This window comes from Polaribacter sp. Z022 (assembly GCF_023555495.1).
Classification (GTDB): Bacteria; Bacteroidota; Bacteroidia; order Flavobacteriales; family Flavobacteriaceae; genus Polaribacter.
The window spans coordinates 14,440-34,774 of the sequence record NZ_JALCZO010000005.1 but is presented as its reverse complement, the minus strand read 5'-3'; the positions used below and the strand labels follow the sequence as shown (position 1 = coordinate 34,774).

Annotated in this window: 11 protein-coding genes; all 11 read right to left on the bottom strand. The window is 30.6% G+C overall.

The features are described from left to right. Positions 1 to 180 precede the first annotated feature (180 nt). Positions 181 to 1,089: a glycoside hydrolase family 17 protein gene (locus MPF13_RS11915; protein WP_249982784.1), complete on the bottom strand. Its 909-nt coding sequence runs from the start codon at positions 1,087 to 1,089 to the stop codon at positions 181 to 183. Positions 1,090 to 1,112: 23 nt separating this feature from the next. After that, complete coding sequence (locus MPF13_RS11910; protein ID WP_249982782.1) at positions 1,113 to 2,537, bottom strand: MFS transporter; 1,425 nt, start codon at positions 2,535 to 2,537, stop codon at positions 1,113 to 1,115. Between the two features lie 4 nt (positions 2,538 to 2,541). Then, the gene (locus tag MPF13_RS11905; RefSeq protein ID WP_502924445.1) at positions 2,542 to 3,990 is read right to left on the bottom strand and encodes a glycoside hydrolase family 30 protein; all 1,449 of its coding nucleotides are present in this window, start codon (positions 3,988 to 3,990) and stop codon (positions 2,542 to 2,544) included. 55 nt (positions 3,991 to 4,045) lie between these two features. After that, positions 4,046 to 5,320 (bottom strand): glycosyl hydrolase family 17 protein, encoded by a 1,275-nt coding sequence (locus tag MPF13_RS11900; RefSeq protein ID WP_249982778.1) that lies wholly within the window; start codon positions 5,318 to 5,320, stop codon positions 4,046 to 4,048. A gap of 39 nt (positions 5,321 to 5,359) precedes the next feature. Further along, the gene (locus tag MPF13_RS11895) at positions 5,360 to 7,177 is read right to left on the bottom strand and encodes a glycoside hydrolase family 3 protein (protein ID WP_249982777.1); all 1,818 of its coding nucleotides are present in this window, start codon (positions 7,175 to 7,177) and stop codon (positions 5,360 to 5,362) included. Between the two features lie 9 nt (positions 7,178 to 7,186). Further along, a complete protein-coding gene (locus tag MPF13_RS11890; RefSeq protein ID WP_249982775.1) occupies positions 7,187 to 10,645 on the bottom strand; it encodes a 1,3-beta-D-glucan phosphorylase, GH149 family in 3,459 nt (1,152 codons plus the stop codon). Between the two features lie 54 nt (positions 10,646 to 10,699). Beyond that, positions 10,700 to 11,998, bottom strand: coding sequence for a glycoside hydrolase family 2 TIM barrel-domain containing protein (locus MPF13_RS11885; RefSeq protein ID WP_249982774.1), 1,299 nt, complete (start codon positions 11,996 to 11,998; stop codon positions 10,700 to 10,702). 90 nt (positions 11,999 to 12,088) lie between these two features. Continuing rightward, positions 12,089 to 13,750 (bottom strand): family 16 glycosylhydrolase, encoded by a 1,662-nt coding sequence (locus tag MPF13_RS11880; RefSeq protein WP_249982772.1) that lies wholly within the window; start codon positions 13,748 to 13,750, stop codon positions 12,089 to 12,091. A gap of 18 nt (positions 13,751 to 13,768) precedes the next feature. Further along, on the bottom strand, positions 13,769 to 15,817 hold the full coding sequence (locus tag MPF13_RS11875; protein WP_249982770.1) for a PKD domain protein: 2,049 nt from the start codon (positions 15,815 to 15,817) through the stop codon (positions 13,769 to 13,771). A gap of 11 nt (positions 15,818 to 15,828) precedes the next feature. Further along, positions 15,829 to 17,313 (bottom strand): RagB/SusD family nutrient uptake outer membrane protein, encoded by a 1,485-nt coding sequence (locus MPF13_RS11870; protein ID WP_502924409.1) that lies wholly within the window; start codon positions 17,311 to 17,313, stop codon positions 15,829 to 15,831. A gap of 11 nt (positions 17,314 to 17,324) precedes the next feature. Beyond that, complete coding sequence (locus MPF13_RS11865) at positions 17,325 to 20,327, bottom strand: SusC/RagA family TonB-linked outer membrane protein (protein WP_249982769.1); 3,003 nt, start codon at positions 20,325 to 20,327, stop codon at positions 17,325 to 17,327. Positions 20,328 to 20,335: the final 8 nt, after the last annotated feature.

The window sequence follows — 20,335 nt, the reverse complement described above, 5'->3', positions numbered from 1 at the left end:
CTAAAAAACAACATCTAGTTTTTAACAAAACACAAGCTTGTATAGGTAATGTATAGTGATATATTTTTATGTTAAGGCTAAAAAATATTAAGTATAGTTTTAAAAACATAAAAAAACTCTATAAACAAAATTATTTATAGAGTTACCATAACAAGTTTTAAGGAATTATAAAACTGTATATTAATATTTTAGATTTTCATTTTTATCCCATAAGCCCCAATAAGCACCAACATCTCCTTCTGCTCCTACTTTCCAAGATTCATCAAAAGATGAGAAATAAAACACATCAATATTACTTTTTAATGCCCATTCTTGAGTATTTATAAAATATTTCATAGCATTTTCTTCAGAAGAATGTGCTCCTCCTTCACTACTTCCTTTATTTGGCCAACCAGTTTCTGTAATTATCACTTTTTTGCCTTTGCTAACTGAACTAGCTTGATTTACCATGTTTTGCATATGAGTTAACGAATAATCAAAAGGACAACCTTCCCAAAATGGATAACAGTTAGATAAAATTACATCACAAACATCTACTAACTCTGGATACATAGAAAATTTGTAATAAGCATCTACATAACCAACTTCTATATTTGGTACAGCATTTTTTACTCTTTTAATATAAGTAGTTAATTCAGTAATAGATAATTCATTTCTATACAAAACCTCATTTCCTACAGCTGCAATATCTACACTTCCTTCTTTAGATAATTTAATTAATGCATCAATTTCTTCTTCATTTTTTTCTAAATCATCTCCTAACCATGCACCAACCATTGTTTTTAAACCATGCTTTTTTGCTATTTTAGGAATGTGTTCATTTCCTTCAATACAAGAAAAAGATCGAATCCATTTTGTATATGGTTTTAAAATTTCAATTCTTCTTTCTACTTGCTCTTCTGTTATTGTATCTCCTGGTTCTTGCCCATCTTCATACATACTAAAACAAATACCATGCATACCTTTGTTTATAGTACTTCTCCAAAGGTTTTTTAATTCTTTTATAGAATATTCATTAAAATCAATTCCTAAATTATCTGGTTGAGAACTATATTTTAATTTTGGATGATACTCTTCTCTGTAAGACATCTCTAATGTTTTTTAGTACTTTACTATTTTATTTCTGACTTTCTTTTTTCTAATTCTGCACGTATTTCACTTGCTCTTTCTTCAGACACATCATAATTACGCATTATATACATAGCAGCAACAGTACCAATTGTTGGAAAAAAGCAAAAGAATGCATGCAAACCATCTACTGCTCCTTGTTGTGCAACTGTTGGTAAGTCAGAATTAAAACCAACTAACCAAATAATTACACCACTTAATGCTCCTGCAATTGCATATCCTACTTTAACCATCCACCAATAAATTGCTCCAAAAATACCTTCTCTTCGTTTTCCTGAATTTAATTCATCAATATCTATAACATCTGCTGTCATAGACATCATAATTGTAAACAAGCTTCCAATACCAAATGAGAAAAATGGTAATGCAAAAATGTACATCCAAGGTTTGCCTGGGATGAATAAAAAATATAACATTACATAACCAAAAATTGAGATACTTTGACAAATCATAAATGCTTTTTTCTTACCAAATCTTTTAGAAAGTTTTGTTACTACAGGTATTACAATAAATGTGGTACCAATTGCACCTAGAGCACCAAATAATGCCACCCAAATACCAGCTGCACCAGCATCTCCATTAAAAAGTTTATAAACTATTACAAAAAATGTAATAGAAGAAACAGCCATAAAAGCATTATAAATAAAGAAAGTAGCTCCACATAATTTTCTGAATTCTTTAATTTTAAACGCTTCTTTAAAACTGGTTAATATTTTTTTAAGACTTCCTCCAATATTAGAGAAACTTAATGATTCATAATCTTTATCTAAAGTAGATTCACTCTTTATAAATAAAGCTGGTACAATTGCACAAAATGCACAAGGTATTGCTACCCAAATTGCAAGTTCTCTTGCAGCTACATCTGCAGAAGGAAACCATTCTGGATCATACATTATAATCCAAAACAATGGAGCAATAACCCAAGCCCATTGACCAATCCATTGTGCAACCGCCATTATATTGGTACGTTCATGAAAATCGTCACTCATTTCATAACCCATAGCTACATAAGGAACACTAAATAAAGTTAATCCTAAATAGAAAATAATAGACCAAAAGAAAAAATACCAAAAATTATATTGAACTGTATTTTCTTTAAATATTTGCCACATAAATACATAAGAAATTCCCATTACAAGTCCACCAATTAGAACATAAATTCTACGTCTACCCCATTTAGATTTTGTGTTGTCAGAAATAAACCCCATTAGAGGATCTGTAATTGCATCAAATAATCTGGGAAATAAATAAATCATTCCCCACATTAAACCTGTAAATTTTAAATCTTCTACCAATACAACCATAAAGATTCCTAAAATTGCAGGAAACATTTGATTTGCAAACATGCCTATTCCAAAAGCAATTTTTTGTCCCATTGGTACCTTAGAAGCTATTTTTATATCTGACATATTCTTATTTTTTTACGGTTGGTATTACTACTGTTTGCAATGCTTGAGCATCTATATTTATAAGTGTTTCTTTACTTTCTAATTGTAATTTGAAACTCTTTTTAGTTTTGCCTTCATTAAAAACAATGATTGCAATAGAACCATCTGGATTTTTTGCTGCTGTTACTTGTAATTCTTTATCATAATTCTCTAAATCAATAACTTTTGCTTCTGGTCTTATGTATTTGCTAAAGTGTGCCATTGTATAATAAAGTGGTGTAAAATACACCTCATCACTTTCTGTATCTACAATTACAGGAGCTAAGCACCAATTTTCAAACCAATTAGGACCTCCTTGTTTGTCTAAAACCATATTCCAATCTACCCAACCATCTACCCAGTTGTTAAGACAGCCTATAATATCTCTAGCATATCTGTTTACTGGTGCATATTTTGGATGTAAATGTTTGTCCTTATCTGGAGCCCAATCCCACCCCCAATCTGTGGCTTCTTTTTTCCAATACCAAGCGTCATCTTGCCAAACTGGAATTTGAGAATCTACACAAGCTTCTGCTTGAATGATGTATTTATTAGGTGCTTTGTTATGCGCATATTGTAATTGGTCTGGAAAAATTTCATATGTACTTGCATACCAGTGAATTGCTGTTCCGTCAAAATATTTAGAAGAAGCTTCATCTTTATACATAGAATCTACCCATTCATTTAAGTGTTCTCTATTTTGATCGTAACCTAAAATTTTAACATCATGTCCATCTGCTTCTAATTTTGGTCCTAAATGATTTTGAACAAAGTTTGTCATTTCATCAGGTGAATAATGCATGCTCTCCCAATTATTTCCATTTCCTAATGGTTCATTTTCTACTGTAAAACCCCAAATATCAATTCCTTCTTTTTTGTAAGCTTCAACATATTTAGAGAAGAACAATGCCCAAGTGTCATAGTATTTAGGTAATAATTTTCCACCAACCCATTTGTTATTATCTTTCATCCAAGGAGCAGCAGTCCAAGGTGATCCAAAGATTTTAAATCCATCTGTAGAAGCTTTCATTGCATCTTTTATAAAAGGAATTAAATCATCTTTATCATCTTCTATTGTGAAGTGTTTTAACTCGATATCATTTTCCACAGGTGAATAAGAATATTGAGAAATTGAAAAATCGCAAGAATTCATATGACTTCTTGTTAAAGAGTAATTTGCGCCTTCACTAGAAAAATAAGCTTGAATAACAGTATCTCTTTTCTCTTTACTTAATTTGTTTAATAAATAAGCTGAAGATTCTGTAAATGCCCCTCCAAAACCTGTAATAGTTTGAAATGTAGAATCTGGATTAATTTTTATTATAGAAGTATTTTTGACCTCAACAAAATCTGTAAGTTTTGTTAATTTATTTCCTGCTTCAGAAGTTTCATAAACATTAACAACCAATGTGTTATCTTTTGGATTACAACTCATCATTAGTAATAACAGTAATAGTGAAAAAAAATAGTTTGCTTTCATTTGTATTATTTTAATGTTTATAATCTGTGTTGGGCACCAAAACATCTTTCATTAATGCTTCTTTATCTCCTTTATATGTTTTTATTATAGGATTTCCATTTCTTGTTAACCCTTTAAAAACTCCTTTATCTACTAAATCCCAAATAGGATATTTTGCTTCTCCTTTTAAGTTTATCAAACCAAAATGATTTTCTGAACCTAGAGGATTATTTGCATCTTTCCATTGCTCATCAAATGCTTCAAAATAGAAACAAGAAATCCCTTGTTTATTTGTCCAATTTCTCATATGTTTATAATACAAACCTTGTTTGTATTGATCTGTAGCTCTAGAACCATTTTCTCCATAATGTCCACTAGAAATTGTTGCCCATCCTGTTTCTCCAATATGAATTGTTTTGGTAGAATCTATACTTTTAACAAAATTTGAAACCTCATTAAAAAGTTCTTTGGATTTTTCTAAAGCACGTAACATTGCATTGTCTATCTTTTCTAAGTCTGATAAATTTTGCTCGTTCTCAGGAATTTTCCAGTAATCTGGAGCATAATGCGAATAATGATATGGATACGTGTGCATAGAAACATAATCTACAGCCTTAATTAAATCTTCTAAATCTTTAACTCTATAACTTTCATCTCCACCTCCCCAAGAAGAAAAATCATCTGAACTTGTTATCCATAAATCTTTAGACAACTCTCCTTTTTGCTTTAAATTTTGTAAGTGATTTACCCATTTTAAAATTACACTTGGTTGCACATAATAGCTAGTTGCCCATTTTACCATTGCCTCATTTCCAACTGCAATAACTTTTACGATATCTGGATATTGGTTTGCCAAAGCAACAGCTCTTGCAATCTCTCCTTCATTTTGAGGACTTTCAATATTATGATCTGGTTCTAAGCCTGTCCAAGCATTTAAACAATCTATCCAAGCACCTAACATTACATACATATTAAAACTTGCGTCTTCTTTTTTTAACTGACTAATTGCTTTTAAAATATTAGCTGCATGTGGTAACTCTGGCTGAACATTATAAGTTCTTATGATGCGAATACCCATGGCATGCATCAATTTTAAATCTTCTTTTAGCTGAGTAATTGTAGGTTGTAACTCTCTTGATTTTTCTCTGTACCCACCATATGAAATTGCTAAATAATCTGAATTCCCTAATATATCTTTTGCAGTCATTTCTACTTTAGTTTCTTTTTTTATTTCTTTTTTAGAAGTACATCCAAAACCAACAATTAATATTAAAACCGTAAGTATTGTTTTTAAAAATGATTTCATAATTTTTAGTTTTTGATATTTTATCCTATTGTTTTTATTTTAATTTTTATACGTTAATCCATATCCAAATGGATACAAAGGTTTTATATTATTATCCCAAAAATTGGGTCCGTATTTTCCTTTAAAATCTGCTAATGAGTTTGGCCATGAATGAGGTAATTTCCCTTTAAAATTATAATCACCAAAAAGCACTTCTGCTACACCATCTCCTTCAGAACCTGGTAACCATGCAGCAACAAAAGCATTCGATTTTTTTATTTGATTAGTAACTACTAAAGGTCTTCCAGAAATTAAAACAACAACTGTTTTTACATCTTTATCAGCGTATGTTTTTATATACCTTTTATGTTCTTTTGTTAGATTTAATGTTAGTTTATTAGATTCATGACCAACATCTCCAAAAAACTCTGCATAAGGAACTTCACCTACCACAATAATAGCAACATCTGCATCAAAATGTTTAGATGTTGCATTTTTATCATAGACAACATTTCCTGTTGATTGCTTTTTAATTCCATCTAAAATTGTGGTTGCTCCTTTATAGTTTTCTTTAGTTCCTTGCCAATTAATTGTCCATCCACCAGATTGTAAACCACTGTTATTTGCATGCTCACCAACAACAACAATTTTATTTGTTTTTTTATTTATGGGTAAAACATCATTGTGATTTTTTAATAAGACTAATGATTCTCTAACTGCCTGTTTTGCTACTTTTCTGTGTCTAAAACTTCCTATTTTTGAAATAAAGTTTTTATTTGGAAAAGGATTTTCAAAAAGACCCAATCTAAATTTTTGACGTAAAATTCTTTTTACAGCATCGTTAATTCTACTCATTGAAACAACATTAGAATCGATTGCTTTTTTTACTTCTTTTTGAAAGTAATTTAAATCACCATCAACAGCCATAACCATATCTACACCTGCATTAATAATGTTGTTTTTTCCAAATCTTGAAAAGCCTTTCCAATCTGAAACTACAATACCATCAAACTTCATTTTTGTTTTTAGAGTATCTGTTAAATAAGCTTTATTAGCATGCATTGCTGCTCCTTTAATTGTATTAAATGAAGCCATAACTGCACCCACTTTTTCATTAACTGCAACTTTATAAGGTGTTAATAGTTTTTCTATTATTTCTGTATTTGTTAAAGAAGTTTCACCACCTTCAACTCCAAATTCTGTAGCTCCATCTCCAATAAAATGTTTTGCAGTTGCCATAACAGTTTTAGAATTTGAGAGATTACCTTGATGCCCTTTAATTGAAGCCTTTGTTAATTTAGATGTTAACTCTGTGCTTTCTGAAAACGCTTCATATACTCTTCCCCATTTTTCATTATATGGAATTGCAACACATGGAGAAAAAACCCAATTAAAGCCAGTTGCCTGAGCTTCTAAAGCTGTAATTGCTGCTATTTCTTTAACTAACTTTTCATTTGCTGTTGCACCTAAACCTATATTATGAGGAAAAATAGTTGCACCGTTAAAAGTATTCTGCCCATGTACAGCATCTACACCAAATAACAACGGAATTCCTAACCTTGTAGAAAGTGCTTCTTTTTGTAATTTGATAAATTTATTTTGCCATTCAATTGCAGTTTCACCAGGATTTACACCTTGAGTATGAATTACAGAACCTATAAACTTTGTAGCAACATCATTTTTAGAAATATCCCAAAAATGTCTTACTTGTGTCATTTGTCCAATCTTTTCATCAATAGTCATCATTTTTAAAAGTGAATCCACTTTTTTTTCTATGATGATATTTTTATCCTCTTTAACATCTACAGTTTTATTACAACTAATAACTGTAAATATTAAAGGGATAAAAAATCTATATTTTTGAACTTTTTTGAACATTGAATGCTATTATATTTTTACAGAAACTTCAATTTTGTCTATAGTACCTGTTCTTTCAAAAATTAATTCTGATGTGCTTTCATCAAGAATTAACTCGTTTATTTCTTTTGTAGAATTGTCTGTGAAAAATATTTTCACCTTTTCACTACCTATATTTTTATACACAATTGGTACTTGACAATATGTAAAACAAAGCGAACCTTTGTTGATTTCTATTGATTTCGCTTCCTTATTAATTGCTGTGTATGTAAAAACTTTTGAACCTGTAACAAACTCACTTGCTCTTAATAATCTTGGGTTAAAGTTTATTTTCCCTTCTTTTACAAACACACCTAATTCACCAATTCTACTTAACACATCTTCTTTAACTTGACCTGTCATTCCTGGTTGTTGAGCTCCTTTTCCTCCTGGAGTATGAGAATATGGATCTGTTGGAAAAGCGCCATACAATTCTGGTGATTTATGCACTCCTATTCCTGCTTGAATTTCGTAATAGTGGTCTAATAATTTTCCTATTAAAGCTTCACTTTCATTGTTTTTTACCGCCAACAAACAGTTTTCTTGAACCGCTAATAACAATTTAGAAACCATGTGCCAATAAATAGAACCTAAACCTTCATAACCAAAGAAAGTTCCTGAACGACCTGTAAATGCCTTATGATTAAAAACTTCTTCGAATATTTCTAAAACAAATGCAGATTCTTTTTCTACTAAAGCTGAATATTCTTTAGGAAGTTTTTTAAATGTTTCTTCTAATCTATTTGCATTATTAAAACTTGCATTGAAATGGTATTTACCAGAAATATCTTTATTGATTATTTGAGAATTATTATCTGCTACTAACTTTGATAAAAGTTCAGACTTATCTACAGATGATTTAGAAATGACATTCTTCTTATCAAAACGTGGTAAATCTTTATTTGGATATAAAATATAACTGTATTGATCTTCTCTAAACAATGCGCTATTTTTCATTCCGTCTAAAACATCTAAAGCTTCTTTTGGCGATAAACAACCAGCACTTAACACAGCTACCTGACCCTCTAACATTTCTGGCAAGTAAGAAATAGATACTTCTGTATCATTTTCTATAGTCATTAAATTGTATGAATGATATAAATTATCTGTACGTTTATTTGCTTTAATTGTGTGTTGTATATATTGCTTTGTAATGTTAAAAAATGCTAATAATTCTGATTTAGAAACAGTCTTTCTATCACTAGAAAAACTATTCTCATAAATTGCCATTCTATAATTACTTCCAGCTTCACCTAAACCATCTAAAACCGTTTTTCTATCCTTATTAGAAACACTTCCAGTAAGAATATTTACATTCTTATTAAAAGTGGCAACTACTTGGTTAAAAAACGTTGCTAATTCAGTAGAGATTTGCACTTCTTCTGTGGTTGATTTACCAACTACTTTTTCAAAGAAATTTAAGAATCTGTTTAGATAATTTAATGTTACCATAGAAACTCCATTACCCACTAAAGCGTTGTTTGCATCATTCCATTCTGGACGTTGAGTATTTAACCAAATTCCACCTTCAGGTATAAAATTTGACACTTTTGCTAAAACAGTTGCTAATAACTTTTCAATTAAATTTACTTTGTAAATAGATTGATTTTTATCTCTTAACAAAGCACCATCTGCTCCTAATTTTTCTCTATTTACATCAATAACTTCTTGAGCTCTGTGATCAAAATCTATAGTATCTTTAGAGTTTTTAAGAATACTCTTATAATCTTTTATTTTGTAAGGCACATTTGCATAAACAAAAACATCTTCTGCAAAACGTTTTTCTAATTGATTTGGATAGTGATTCTCTATAAATTCTAAGAATTTTAATAGATAAATTATTTGATGATCTCCCCAATAACCTATATAAGACCAAGGGTCATTTTCTTCGATAACTTCCCAATCAAAACCATCTTTTGTTACTCTATAAGGGTTGTAACCATCAAAAGTAGTAGCGTTTAAAAACTTATGAATCATACTCTCTATAAATTGTGGGTATGAATGTGCTAAAGCTTCCCAGTTCTGAAAAATATCTCTCCAATTACCCTCGTAATCTAATATTTTAGAACCATCAATTTCGCTTCTTGTGTTTATTGAAAATTTGTTCCAAGGTCTACTTGGATCTCCATGTCTTCTACTAAATTTTAGCGGCAAATATTCAAAACAAAGTCTTTTAAAGTTTTTATCATCATCATTTTCTGCTATTTCAAGAATGACTTTAAGCTTGAATAATTCTGGTAAATTATTTAAAACCTCCTCTTTTAATTTTACAACTTCCTTATTTGCTTTAGCAATGTATTTTATAAAATCTTCTTTTTCGATGTTGTAATCATCATCAAAAATTCCACCTCTCATTAAGTTAAAAAGTGTGTTTGCAAAATGCCTTGTATTGGTTAAAGAATCGTTTGTTAGTTGTAAACCATCTGAAGCACCTGTTAAAGCAATTAGGTTTTTTGTACCTAAATCTATATCTGTATTTACAATTTCTTCTAAATTAGTATCACTTTTAATTGCTTTAGATATTCTTTGAATATCACCAATAGTTTGATTTACATTGGCAATAAAACTCCATTCTTTCTTTTCATTTGCTTTCAAAACAACATCAGCACTAATAAAATATGCTCCTTTTTCTGCTTTTACATCAACTTCTTGATGAACTTCTAAACCTCTTCTAAAATTATTTAATTGTAAAGAAGACAATAAATATGTTGGATTTTCTATACCTAAAGACCAAACTATATTTGCTTTTAAAGCCTCACTTGGTTCTGCTTTATCAACAATAATGGCACTTAATGCATAAATACCCAAACCAACTTCTTCTTGTAACTCACTCTTTTTGTATGCATCTACTAAATTAGATCTAGAATTTTGTAAATCTGTAGTAACATCAGATGGAATAATATTTTGCAATCCGTCTAAAAATGAAATCTCAATTATATCATCTGAATTGTTTATTAAAGTTGATTTTTTTACAAAACCAAATTGATCTGTAGAGTTCCATTGATATCTAAAAGTAACCCCTAAATCTTCATTGATTTCTTCGAAAATCACTTTATTTCCGTAGTTATTTTTATAGAGGTTTTGTTTTATTTTATATAAACCTATTTGTCTTTGAGAAAATGGTTCCCATAAATACGTTTTGCCTTCTTTTGTAACCTGAAAAATTGATTTACTTCCTGTTACATCTGCAGATTCTGTAATTTTATCGTCTGTATAATAAGGAAATAATGAATATTCGCTGTTTTTTCTTCCTGCAGTTAATCCACCATTACTAGATATAAACATCCAGTGATTTGAGTCTGAAACGATACTCATAAAAAATGGTCTCATTTCATTACTGTTGGTAATTTTATAATAAACTTCGTTTTCAAAATTTATCATTTCACCTTTTACTTTATGAGTTTGAAAGTCTGCTTTATTATCGCCTAAAAAAATAGTCTTTTGTGTCATCAATATTTTATGCTAGAAACCTCTAATTAAACTTTAAAGAGGTTTTATTATTAATTATTTTTTGGTTGTAATTGTTAATGCTTTGGTTAGTGCATTGTTAATGTTAATCTTATTAAAATGATTTATTATTTTATGTTGATTTGATTCTTTGTTTAGCGGATTTAACTTGTGCACTTCTTGTAAAGCATAATAAGCTGCTCTTGGTTTTAATTGATAAAATCCTTTTTGGTCTGTTTTACCTTTTGCACAGATACCAAACCACTCTTCGTTCATATTGTCTTTACCTTTTACAAAATCTAAAGCATATCCTCCATTTGCCCAAGTAGAAACTGTGTCTTGCACATTTAAATTATAGTCTTGTTTGTATTTCCACCAACCATCACTAAACTGAAAAGTAAACCCACCAATTGAGTTTTGTGCTTTTTTTAAACCATAGGCATTTTGGTAAATTTCTTTCCAATTTTCTACCATGTAAAATGCCTGCATTTTTTGATCTTCTTTATTCTCTATAGCATTGTATGCATCTGCACCAAACTCTGTAAATAAAATTGGCTTATTCAATTTATTTTTAACGGTTTCAAAAGCAACATCAAAAGATTTTCCACGATACATATTTGTACCATAGATGTCTACATCTTTACATTCTTCTGCAACAATATCTATGTATAAAACATCTCCATTGCAAATTGCTACTGGATGGTTTTTATCTAAACTTTTAATTTTAATAGCGGCTTTGTTCATTAATTTATATAAAGCTCTACCTCTAGTTTCTCCTATCTTTTTCTTTTCATTTTCATCATCTGGAAAATCTTCTGTTTCTGCACCACTCCAAAAAAGACCGTAATTATTTTCATTTCCTAAAAGATATAAAAGCAAACCTGGTGTATTTTTATATTCTTTTGCCATTATTTCAATTTCACTTAATAAAGCTTCTTGAGCATTTTTATTATCATAGTCTGTTGCTGGTATCCATTTTCCATTATGTGAATATCCATACCTACCAAAAGAATGATTTAACATGGTGTAAATACCATACTTTTCATAGATATATGTAATCCATTTAGGCTGAATACCTGTGTAGACTCTAATAGTGTTAACACCCATTTCCTTTAACAAGGTCATTTCATTATGCAATGCAGTTTTAATAAAAGCATCTGGTTTTTGCCAAATACTAAAAGCATAATTGGTTCCTATTGGAAAATAATCCCAATTCATGCCATTAATTATAAAATTTTCACCCTTTACAATTAATTTCATTCCAAGTTCATCTTCATAAACCTGTACCTCTTTTTTTTGAGTACATGAAGTAAAGTTTAAAGCAATAAGAAATATGCCAACTAGAATATTTTTCATAGTTAAAATTTTAGAATGAAATTATAAGGTTTATAAAAAACAAGGTCAGCAATCAGAATAACTGACCTTGTTTAAACAACTTAAGCTGTATTATTGATATACTTTTACGTAATCAATTTCCATAGTATCTTGAGTAAATGCTGCATCTACAGTTCCTCCTAAAGAACCACCCATTGCAACATTTAATATTAAAAAGAAATCTGCATTAAAAGGTAAATCTGCACTATTAGTTAGTTCATAAAAAGGTGCATCATCTAAATAAATTTTAATTGCAGTATCTGTCCATTCTACAGTATATAAATGAAATTCTGAAGAAGCATTTGCAACAGATGTAGTTTCTCCATAACTAGCATTCGCAGATCCACTTGTGTTCCACCAATGGCAAGTACCTAATGTAGTATTCTTGTCTGCTCCTGTTTGTTCCATAATGTCAATTTCACCACATTGTGGCCAACCAACAGTAGGAAAATTAGAACCTAACATCCAAATTGCAGGCCAAGTACCTTGAGCTGAAGGTAACTTTGCTCTAACTTCAATTCTACCATAAGTAAACTTACGTAAACCTTGAGATTTTAATCTTGCAGAAGTATAACCACCACTTCCATCAGCTTTCGCTGTAATAATTAAAGAACCACCTTCTACTTTAGCGTTTTCTGCTGTATTTGTATACGTTTGTAATTCTCCATTACCCCATCCACCAGCACCTAAATCATAGGTCCAGTTTGTTGGATCTGGTGTTCCTGGTGTATTAAAATCATCTTCCCAAACTAAGTTATTATAAGTATAATTTGCTCCTTGAACCGGTTTTGTAGAAGTAAATTTATGATACCAAGCAAAACCATCTCCTGCCTGAATAATTCTTACAATTAGTTCATCATTAGAAATTGAAATAATATCATAAGTTCCAGAACCTACTAACCATCCCATGAATCCACCATCAGAAATTTCGAAAGTTGTACCTCTATAAGGATTTCCATTATAAGAACCTTCTGTAGCTGCTTTTGAAGTTGAAGGACCAAAAGAAACTGTTTTTACTCCAAACATAGAAGTAGCAACTGTTTCATCATGACATTGATCTCCTCCTACACCTAAATCTCCTGCATATGTTCCAGGAACAAATGCTGGACCAACAGTTTGCTCAAAAGTAAGCCCATTTGCTGTTCTTGTAAATACAAATTCATTATCATACATACATCCTTTTTCAGAATCCCAAGCTTTAATTCCATTCCACCAAGCTTCATATGCAAATTCTCCATTTCCATAATCATCAGTTACAGGACCTAAACCTACGTGTGTATCTTTATCTGCTTGCCAATACCATTTTTTACTATCGCCAATATTTGCACCACTTAAAAAGTTTTCTGCTTCTTCATCTGAGAAAGAACTAAAAACTTCTACATCTATGGTTTTAGTAGAAGAAATACCACCAGTACCATTTGCTTTAACAACAACTGTATAAATATTTACACCAACTTTAGAAAATCTTTTTGATAAAATTCCTGAAGGTGATGCAGATGCAATTCCGTCAAAATAATACACATAAGAAGATGCATTACTTGCAGTTGCAGTAAAGTTTACAGAACCACTTCCATCTCCATAAGGATTATTAGTATCTGCACCAACAATTTCTGCTGTAATAACTATATCTGAAGGAGAAATTAATGCTCCAAATTCGTATTCATTTTCTTGACACCCATAAAAAGCTGTCATTAAAGAGAATAGAATTATATAAATATTTTTAAAATTTTTCATATTATAAATCTTTTAATTTTAGTTAGTTAAGGCTAATTCATCATAATAATAAATAGAATCATCACCTGAATTTCCAAAATCGAAGAATATTACTATTCTATCATAGGTTATACTTGCTGATGCAGAAGAAATATCAAAAGTTAATTCTTCCCAACCATTTACAACAGATGTTGTTGCATCTACTTCTACAAATTGAGTATTATCTGCAGAATTTTCAATTTTAAATCTTACAGTTGCACCAGATTTAGGAGAGTACGTTTTAACAGTTACTTTACTGTAATTTGCTACATCTAAAGCTGCTCCATCAAAAAATGCTCCTGCCCAAGTTTCTGCTCCTGCAGATTTTACCAATTTAGCTACCATACTAGTTGTATTTTCTCCAGATGCATCTGGATTTGCAACTACTTCTATTGGGGCAATATTACCAAAGTCTGTAAATGCTGGTGCAGTACCTTCAAAATCTTGAAAAACTACTGCTGGGTTAGATCCACCTCCAGTATTATTTACCAAAGTAACCTCATCATAATAATACACAGTGTCATCACCTGAATTTCCAAAATCGAAGAAGATTACCAATCTATCATAAGTAAATGCTGTATTTGCACTTGAAATATCGAAGCTTAATTCTTCCCAACCATTAGCAACAGTTGTAGTTGCATCTACTTCATGAAATTGAGTATTATCTGCAGAATTTTCCATTTTAAACCTTACAGTTGCACCAGTTTTAGCAGTATAAGTTTTAATAGTAATTTTATTATAATTTACAGGATCTATTGGTGTTGCAACATCAAAAAATGCTCCTGCCCAAGTTTCTGCTCCTGCAGATTTTACCATTTTAGCAGTTAATGAAGTTGAATTTATTCCTGAAGTATCTGGGTTAGCAACTACTTCTATTGGAGCAATATTACCAAAATCTGTAAATGCTGGTGCAGCACCTTCAAAATCTTGAACAATTAAAGTAGAAACTCCACTAGAAGGTGGTTTATGAAAGTATAGATTATCTATAAAAACAGAACCTGACCCAACAAATTTAAATTGTTTTAAATCTGAAATAACCAATCCTTGATCTGTGAATTCTGATAATGGAATTTCAAAACTATTCCATTGATCTACTACTAATTGTTTTGTTACAAAATATTCTGCAGAAGTAGAACTAATTGGATAAATATCAATTGATGTAGCATCTGCTGTCCAAATATCTATATGAAGAGTTTCCATAGAAGACGCATCTTGAACATTATTTGCAAAATCTATACCTTGATAATTTAAATTGCTATACTGAATCATTGCATCACCTGCTAAATCAAAAGCAGTATAAATAGTTTGTTGCCCCCAATTAGGATTGTAATCTATATCTGTAATATCTGTATAAGCATCACTAAATAAAGAAATTACATCTGCATCATTTCTTGCTGGAGGTGTACCTGCAGAAGCAATTGGTGCTAAAATTTCTGTTACTTCAAAATCTACAGTGTATTCTGTAGTTTCAATTGCACCACCCATTGCAACAACTTTTACAGAATATGTACCTGCAGTTGCATATTGGTAAGATAAAGCTTCACCAATATTTGCTGTTGCTACAGGTTGATCTACACCTGTTTCTCCTGAATAAAACTCATAAGTAGCAGCAAATTCAGCAGTAGCAGTTACATTTACTTTTTTTGAAACTGCAGCATCGTTTTCTATTGTAGCTATCAAATTTTGAGGAGCTTTAAAAGAAACAACCAAATCTTGAGTTGCTTCAACAGCATCTCCTTTAGAATTATAAGCTATAATTTTAACATTATAAGATCCTTCTGCATAAGTATGCTGAACATTTTTACCTGGTTCAATACCTTCTGCAATTGGAGACGAATCTCCAAAATCAACATCAAACATTGTTGTACCATCTGCAGTTGGTGTTATAGTTACCAACCCAGAATTATCTTGAGTTAAGTTATAAGTAGCAGCTACATTTGATGGAGGAGCTATATTTTCTAAGAAGTCTAAACTTCTATCTTCTTCTGTACAAGCACTAACAATTAAAAATATAATTAATGCTTTATATATTGTTTTAAGTTTTTTCATACTTCTCTAAATTAGTATTGTGGATTTTGTGACCAATTTCCTTGTGAAAATTGTATTTCTTCTAAAGGAATTGGGAACACTTCATTTTTACCAGTTGTAAAACCAGAAATTTGAGCTCCTCTACCTGTTCTTACTAAGTCAAAAAATTGATGACCTTCTCCAACTAATTCAACTCTACGTTCTTTATAAATTGCAGCAGTTAAATTAGAACCTGTAGTTGTAATGTTATTGTTTGCATTACCAAAAGCTCTTTCTCTTACTCTGTTAAGGTAAATTTTAGCTTTAGTATCATCTGGAGTAGATTTTCTATTGTTTGCTTCTGCTGCCATTAATAATACATCTGCAAAACGAATTGCTCTGTAATTATTTGGATTTGTGATATTTAAATCTCCTGCTGCATCTGCAGTTCTAACTCTAGGAATATATTTTCTATTAAAATATCCTGTATGTTCATATCCTGTTGTATAAGAAGCTCCTGTAGATTGTGCCCATGCTTCAATGTCTAAAATTGCAACATCTTTACGATTGTCTCCAGCTTCAAATTCATCTACAACTTCTTGAGTTGGTACATTAAAACTAAAACCTGATGTAAATAAAGTTCCTTGATAACCTCTTACTCCTTGAAAACCTACAGCAACATTACCTTCACTACATTGCAAGCACCCAAATCCTGCTCCTTCTATATCTGTATACTGAACTTCAAATACAGAACCTGTTCCATTTTCGCCAGCAAATTCAAATATTTTATTGTAATCAGATTCTAAAACATAACCACCATTATTAATTACACTTTCTAATATTGATGCTGCTTCTGAAAATTTATCTTGATATAGATATACTTTACCTAATAAAGCTTCTGCTGCTCCTTTTGTTGCTCTACCCGTTTGTGGAGCTGTATATGATAAATTGGCAACAGCAATTTTTAAGTCTGCTTCAATTAAAGCATAAACATCTGCTTTTGGTGATCTTGGAATTGTTTTTTCATCACCTAAAACAAATCTTCCTTCTGGTTTAATTGGAATGTCTCCAAACCATTTTACCAATTCAAAATTGTAATAAGCTCTTAAAAAATAAGCTTCACCAAGAATTACATCTTTCCCTGTAAAATCTGTTTTATCTTTAAATTCTATTATATATGCTGCTCTATTTACACCACCATACATCCAGCTCCAAAGATTTTGCAATTGCGCATTTACAGGCGTATGAATCATATCATCTACTTGTTGATAACCTGGAACATCTGTTGCACTTTCTCCACCACAAAGTGTGTTATTAGAAGCAATTTCTCCCATTAAAACATTAATAAATGTTGATTGTAAAGGATCGTAAGCTGCTACTAATGCATTGTAATAATCTGCTTCAGAATTGAAAAAAGATTCAGAATCTTCTGCATACAACTTTGAGTTGTTTAAATAATCATCTGAACATGAGCTTAAGATAAATAAGCTTGCCATAAAGATGAATCCTAATTTTATTTTTTGTTTATAATTTCTCATCTTTTATATTTTTAAAATGTAACATTTAAACCTAATAAGAACTGTCTTGCAGATGGGTAATTACCATAATCAATACCAGCACCTATTGCACCACCATTAATTGTTGGATCAAAACCAGTATACTTTGTTAATGTAAATAAGTTATTTACAGAAGTATATAATCTTAGTTTAGACAAACCTACTTTTTCTAACAAGTCAGCATTAAAATTATAACCAACTTGCAAATTTTGCATACGTAAGAATGAAGCATCTTCTACAAAGAAATCTGAAAATAATTTATTGTTTGTTGCGTCATTTGTTACTCTTGGAACTGAGTTACTTGTACCAGCACCTGTCCATCTATCTAAATAATAAGCTGGTTTGTTTACATTAGGTAAAAAACGTTCAAAGTTTCTAACCATGTCTTTTCCTATTTCTGCATATAAATAAGTTGTAAAATCCCAATTTTTATAAGTTGCAGACACATTGAATCCCATATAAAAATCTGCTTGAGGATTCCCAATATTTACTCTATCATCAAAATTTATAACCCCATCATTGTTAGTATCTTTATATCTAATATCTCCTGGAGAAGTACTTGAAGCACCTAAACCTGATTGAGAAGGATGTGCATTAACTTCTGCTTGAGTTTGAAAAATTCCATCTGTTACTAAACCATAGAAATAACCAATTGGTTGACCTACTTCCATTCTTGATGGAGCTGGATTTCCAATTGCAAAAGAACCACCTTCTAAGAATGCACCACTTTCTACTTCTGTTACTCTATTTTTAACGTAAGTAACATTATAAGCTAAGTTTAAACTAACATCTTCTTTTGCAATAGCTTTATAATTAATAGACAATTCTCCTCCTGTATTTTTAGAAGTACCTGCATTTACAGTTGGGTTTCCTGCACCTGGAGCACTAACTCCTAAAAGACCAGAAACTGGAAAGTTTGTTATTAATAAATCATTTCTTGTTTCTTCAAAATAATCTGCTACAATTGCAATTTTATCATCAAATAAATTAATATCTAAACCAATATCTAATTTTTCTGCTGTTTCCCATTGAGCTAAAGGATTAGACAATGCTCCTTGTGCAGTACCATCTACTAAAGCACCATCAAAAACATAGGTTCCTTCTCCATTTAACAAAGATCTATATAAGTTATTACCAACTTCATTTCCTAAGCCTCCATAACTTGCTCTTAATTTTAAGAAACTTATTGTTTCATTATCTTTTAAGAAATCTTCATCAGAAATTTTCCAACCTGTAGTTAAAGCCCAAAATGTATCAAACCTTAAGTCTTCTGTAAAAGCAGAAGAACCATCTCTTCTTACTAAACCTGAGAATAAATATTTTCCTTTATAATCATATTGAATTCTACCAAATAAAGAAGTTAACCTTTTATCATTAGAACCTGTGTTTATACTTCTTTGATCACTTTGAGAATTTGTTAAACTAATATCTGCAAATTCGTATGCATTATTTGGTACATCAAAACCTGTTGCATAAATACCGTCAAACAAATCATTTTGCACACTTGTACCTGCTGTAAATGTAGCATTATGATCTTCTGCAAATGTTCTATTATATGTTGCAAAAGTTTCCCAAGTTACAGAAGTTGAAGTAGCTTTAAATTGATAAACAGAACTTTGTGTTTTGTTATATACTTTACTAGATCCATAATCTTGAATTGGTGTAAAAGAACGTTGTTTTTCGTTGTAAATTTTATACCCAACTCTAGATGTTACATTTAATCCTTCAATAGGTTTGTATTCTAATTTAAAGTTACCTTCAATTCCATTTCCATTATTTTCTCCATAAGTATTTTGTAATAATGATAATGGGTTTACAACTTCTATTCCTAAAAAGTTAGTTGTATCATTTTCATCTAAACCAAAAGTAGGAGCATAATTTAAACCATTAAATAATAGAGAACTATCAAATCCTTGAGAAGCACTTGTATAGTAATTTGCATTTAAAGAGAACTTTAATTTTTCGCTTATATCTACACCTAAGTTTACTTTAATATTATTTCTTATGAAATTAGATTTTTCTTTAGCAATAATACCATCTTGTTCTGTACGAGAAGCACTTACAAAATATCTAAAGTTTTCTCCACCACCAGACAAACTAAGGTTGTGGTTCATTAATAAAGCATCATTAAACAATTGATCTTGCCAATCTGTACCTTTACCTAAAGAACCTACATTACTAAAAGGTAATGTTTGTCCACTTGCTCCATAAGCTTCATTTAAAAGTAACTCGTATTCTGTAGCATTTAAATAATCTAACTTTTTAGTAGTTTGTTGAAAAGCTGCATACGTATCATACTTAATAGTTGCTTTTTTATTTTTCTTACCAATTTTAGTTGTTACTAAAACTACACCATTTGCACCTTTAATACCATAAATTGCAGCTTGTGCATCTTTTAAAACAGTTATAGACTCAATATCATTTGGATTGATACTGTTTAAATTACCTTCATAACCATCTACAATAGTAAGAGGTTGGTTGTTTGAGTTTGAACTTACCCCTCTAATTAAAATATTAGTACTTGCTCCTGGTGCTCCAGAAGAAAGGTTTACAGTAACACCAGATGTTGTTCCTTGTAAAGCAAGGGCAGCATCTACAGGTTTTAATTCATCAAGAGTTTCTTGTCCCACAACAGATACTGCTCCAGTAACATCTTTTTTCTTTTGACTACCATAACCAATAACTACAATTTCATCTAAAGCTTCTGCAGCTTCATCTAAAGAAACATTAATAGTTTGATTGTTAACTACTACTTCTTTTGCAGCATATCCTAAATAATTAAAAACCAAAGTTGCGCCTTTGTTTACCTTTGAAAGATTGTACAAACCATCAAAGTCAGTTTCGGTACCAACTACAGTTCCTTTAATTATTATACTTACTCCAGGTAATGGATCACCTGTTTTAGCATCTTTAACAACACCTCTTACATTAATAGTTTGTGCAGAAGCACAAATACCTATAAATAAAAGGAGTAATAATGTGAATTTTTTTCTCATGAATTAAG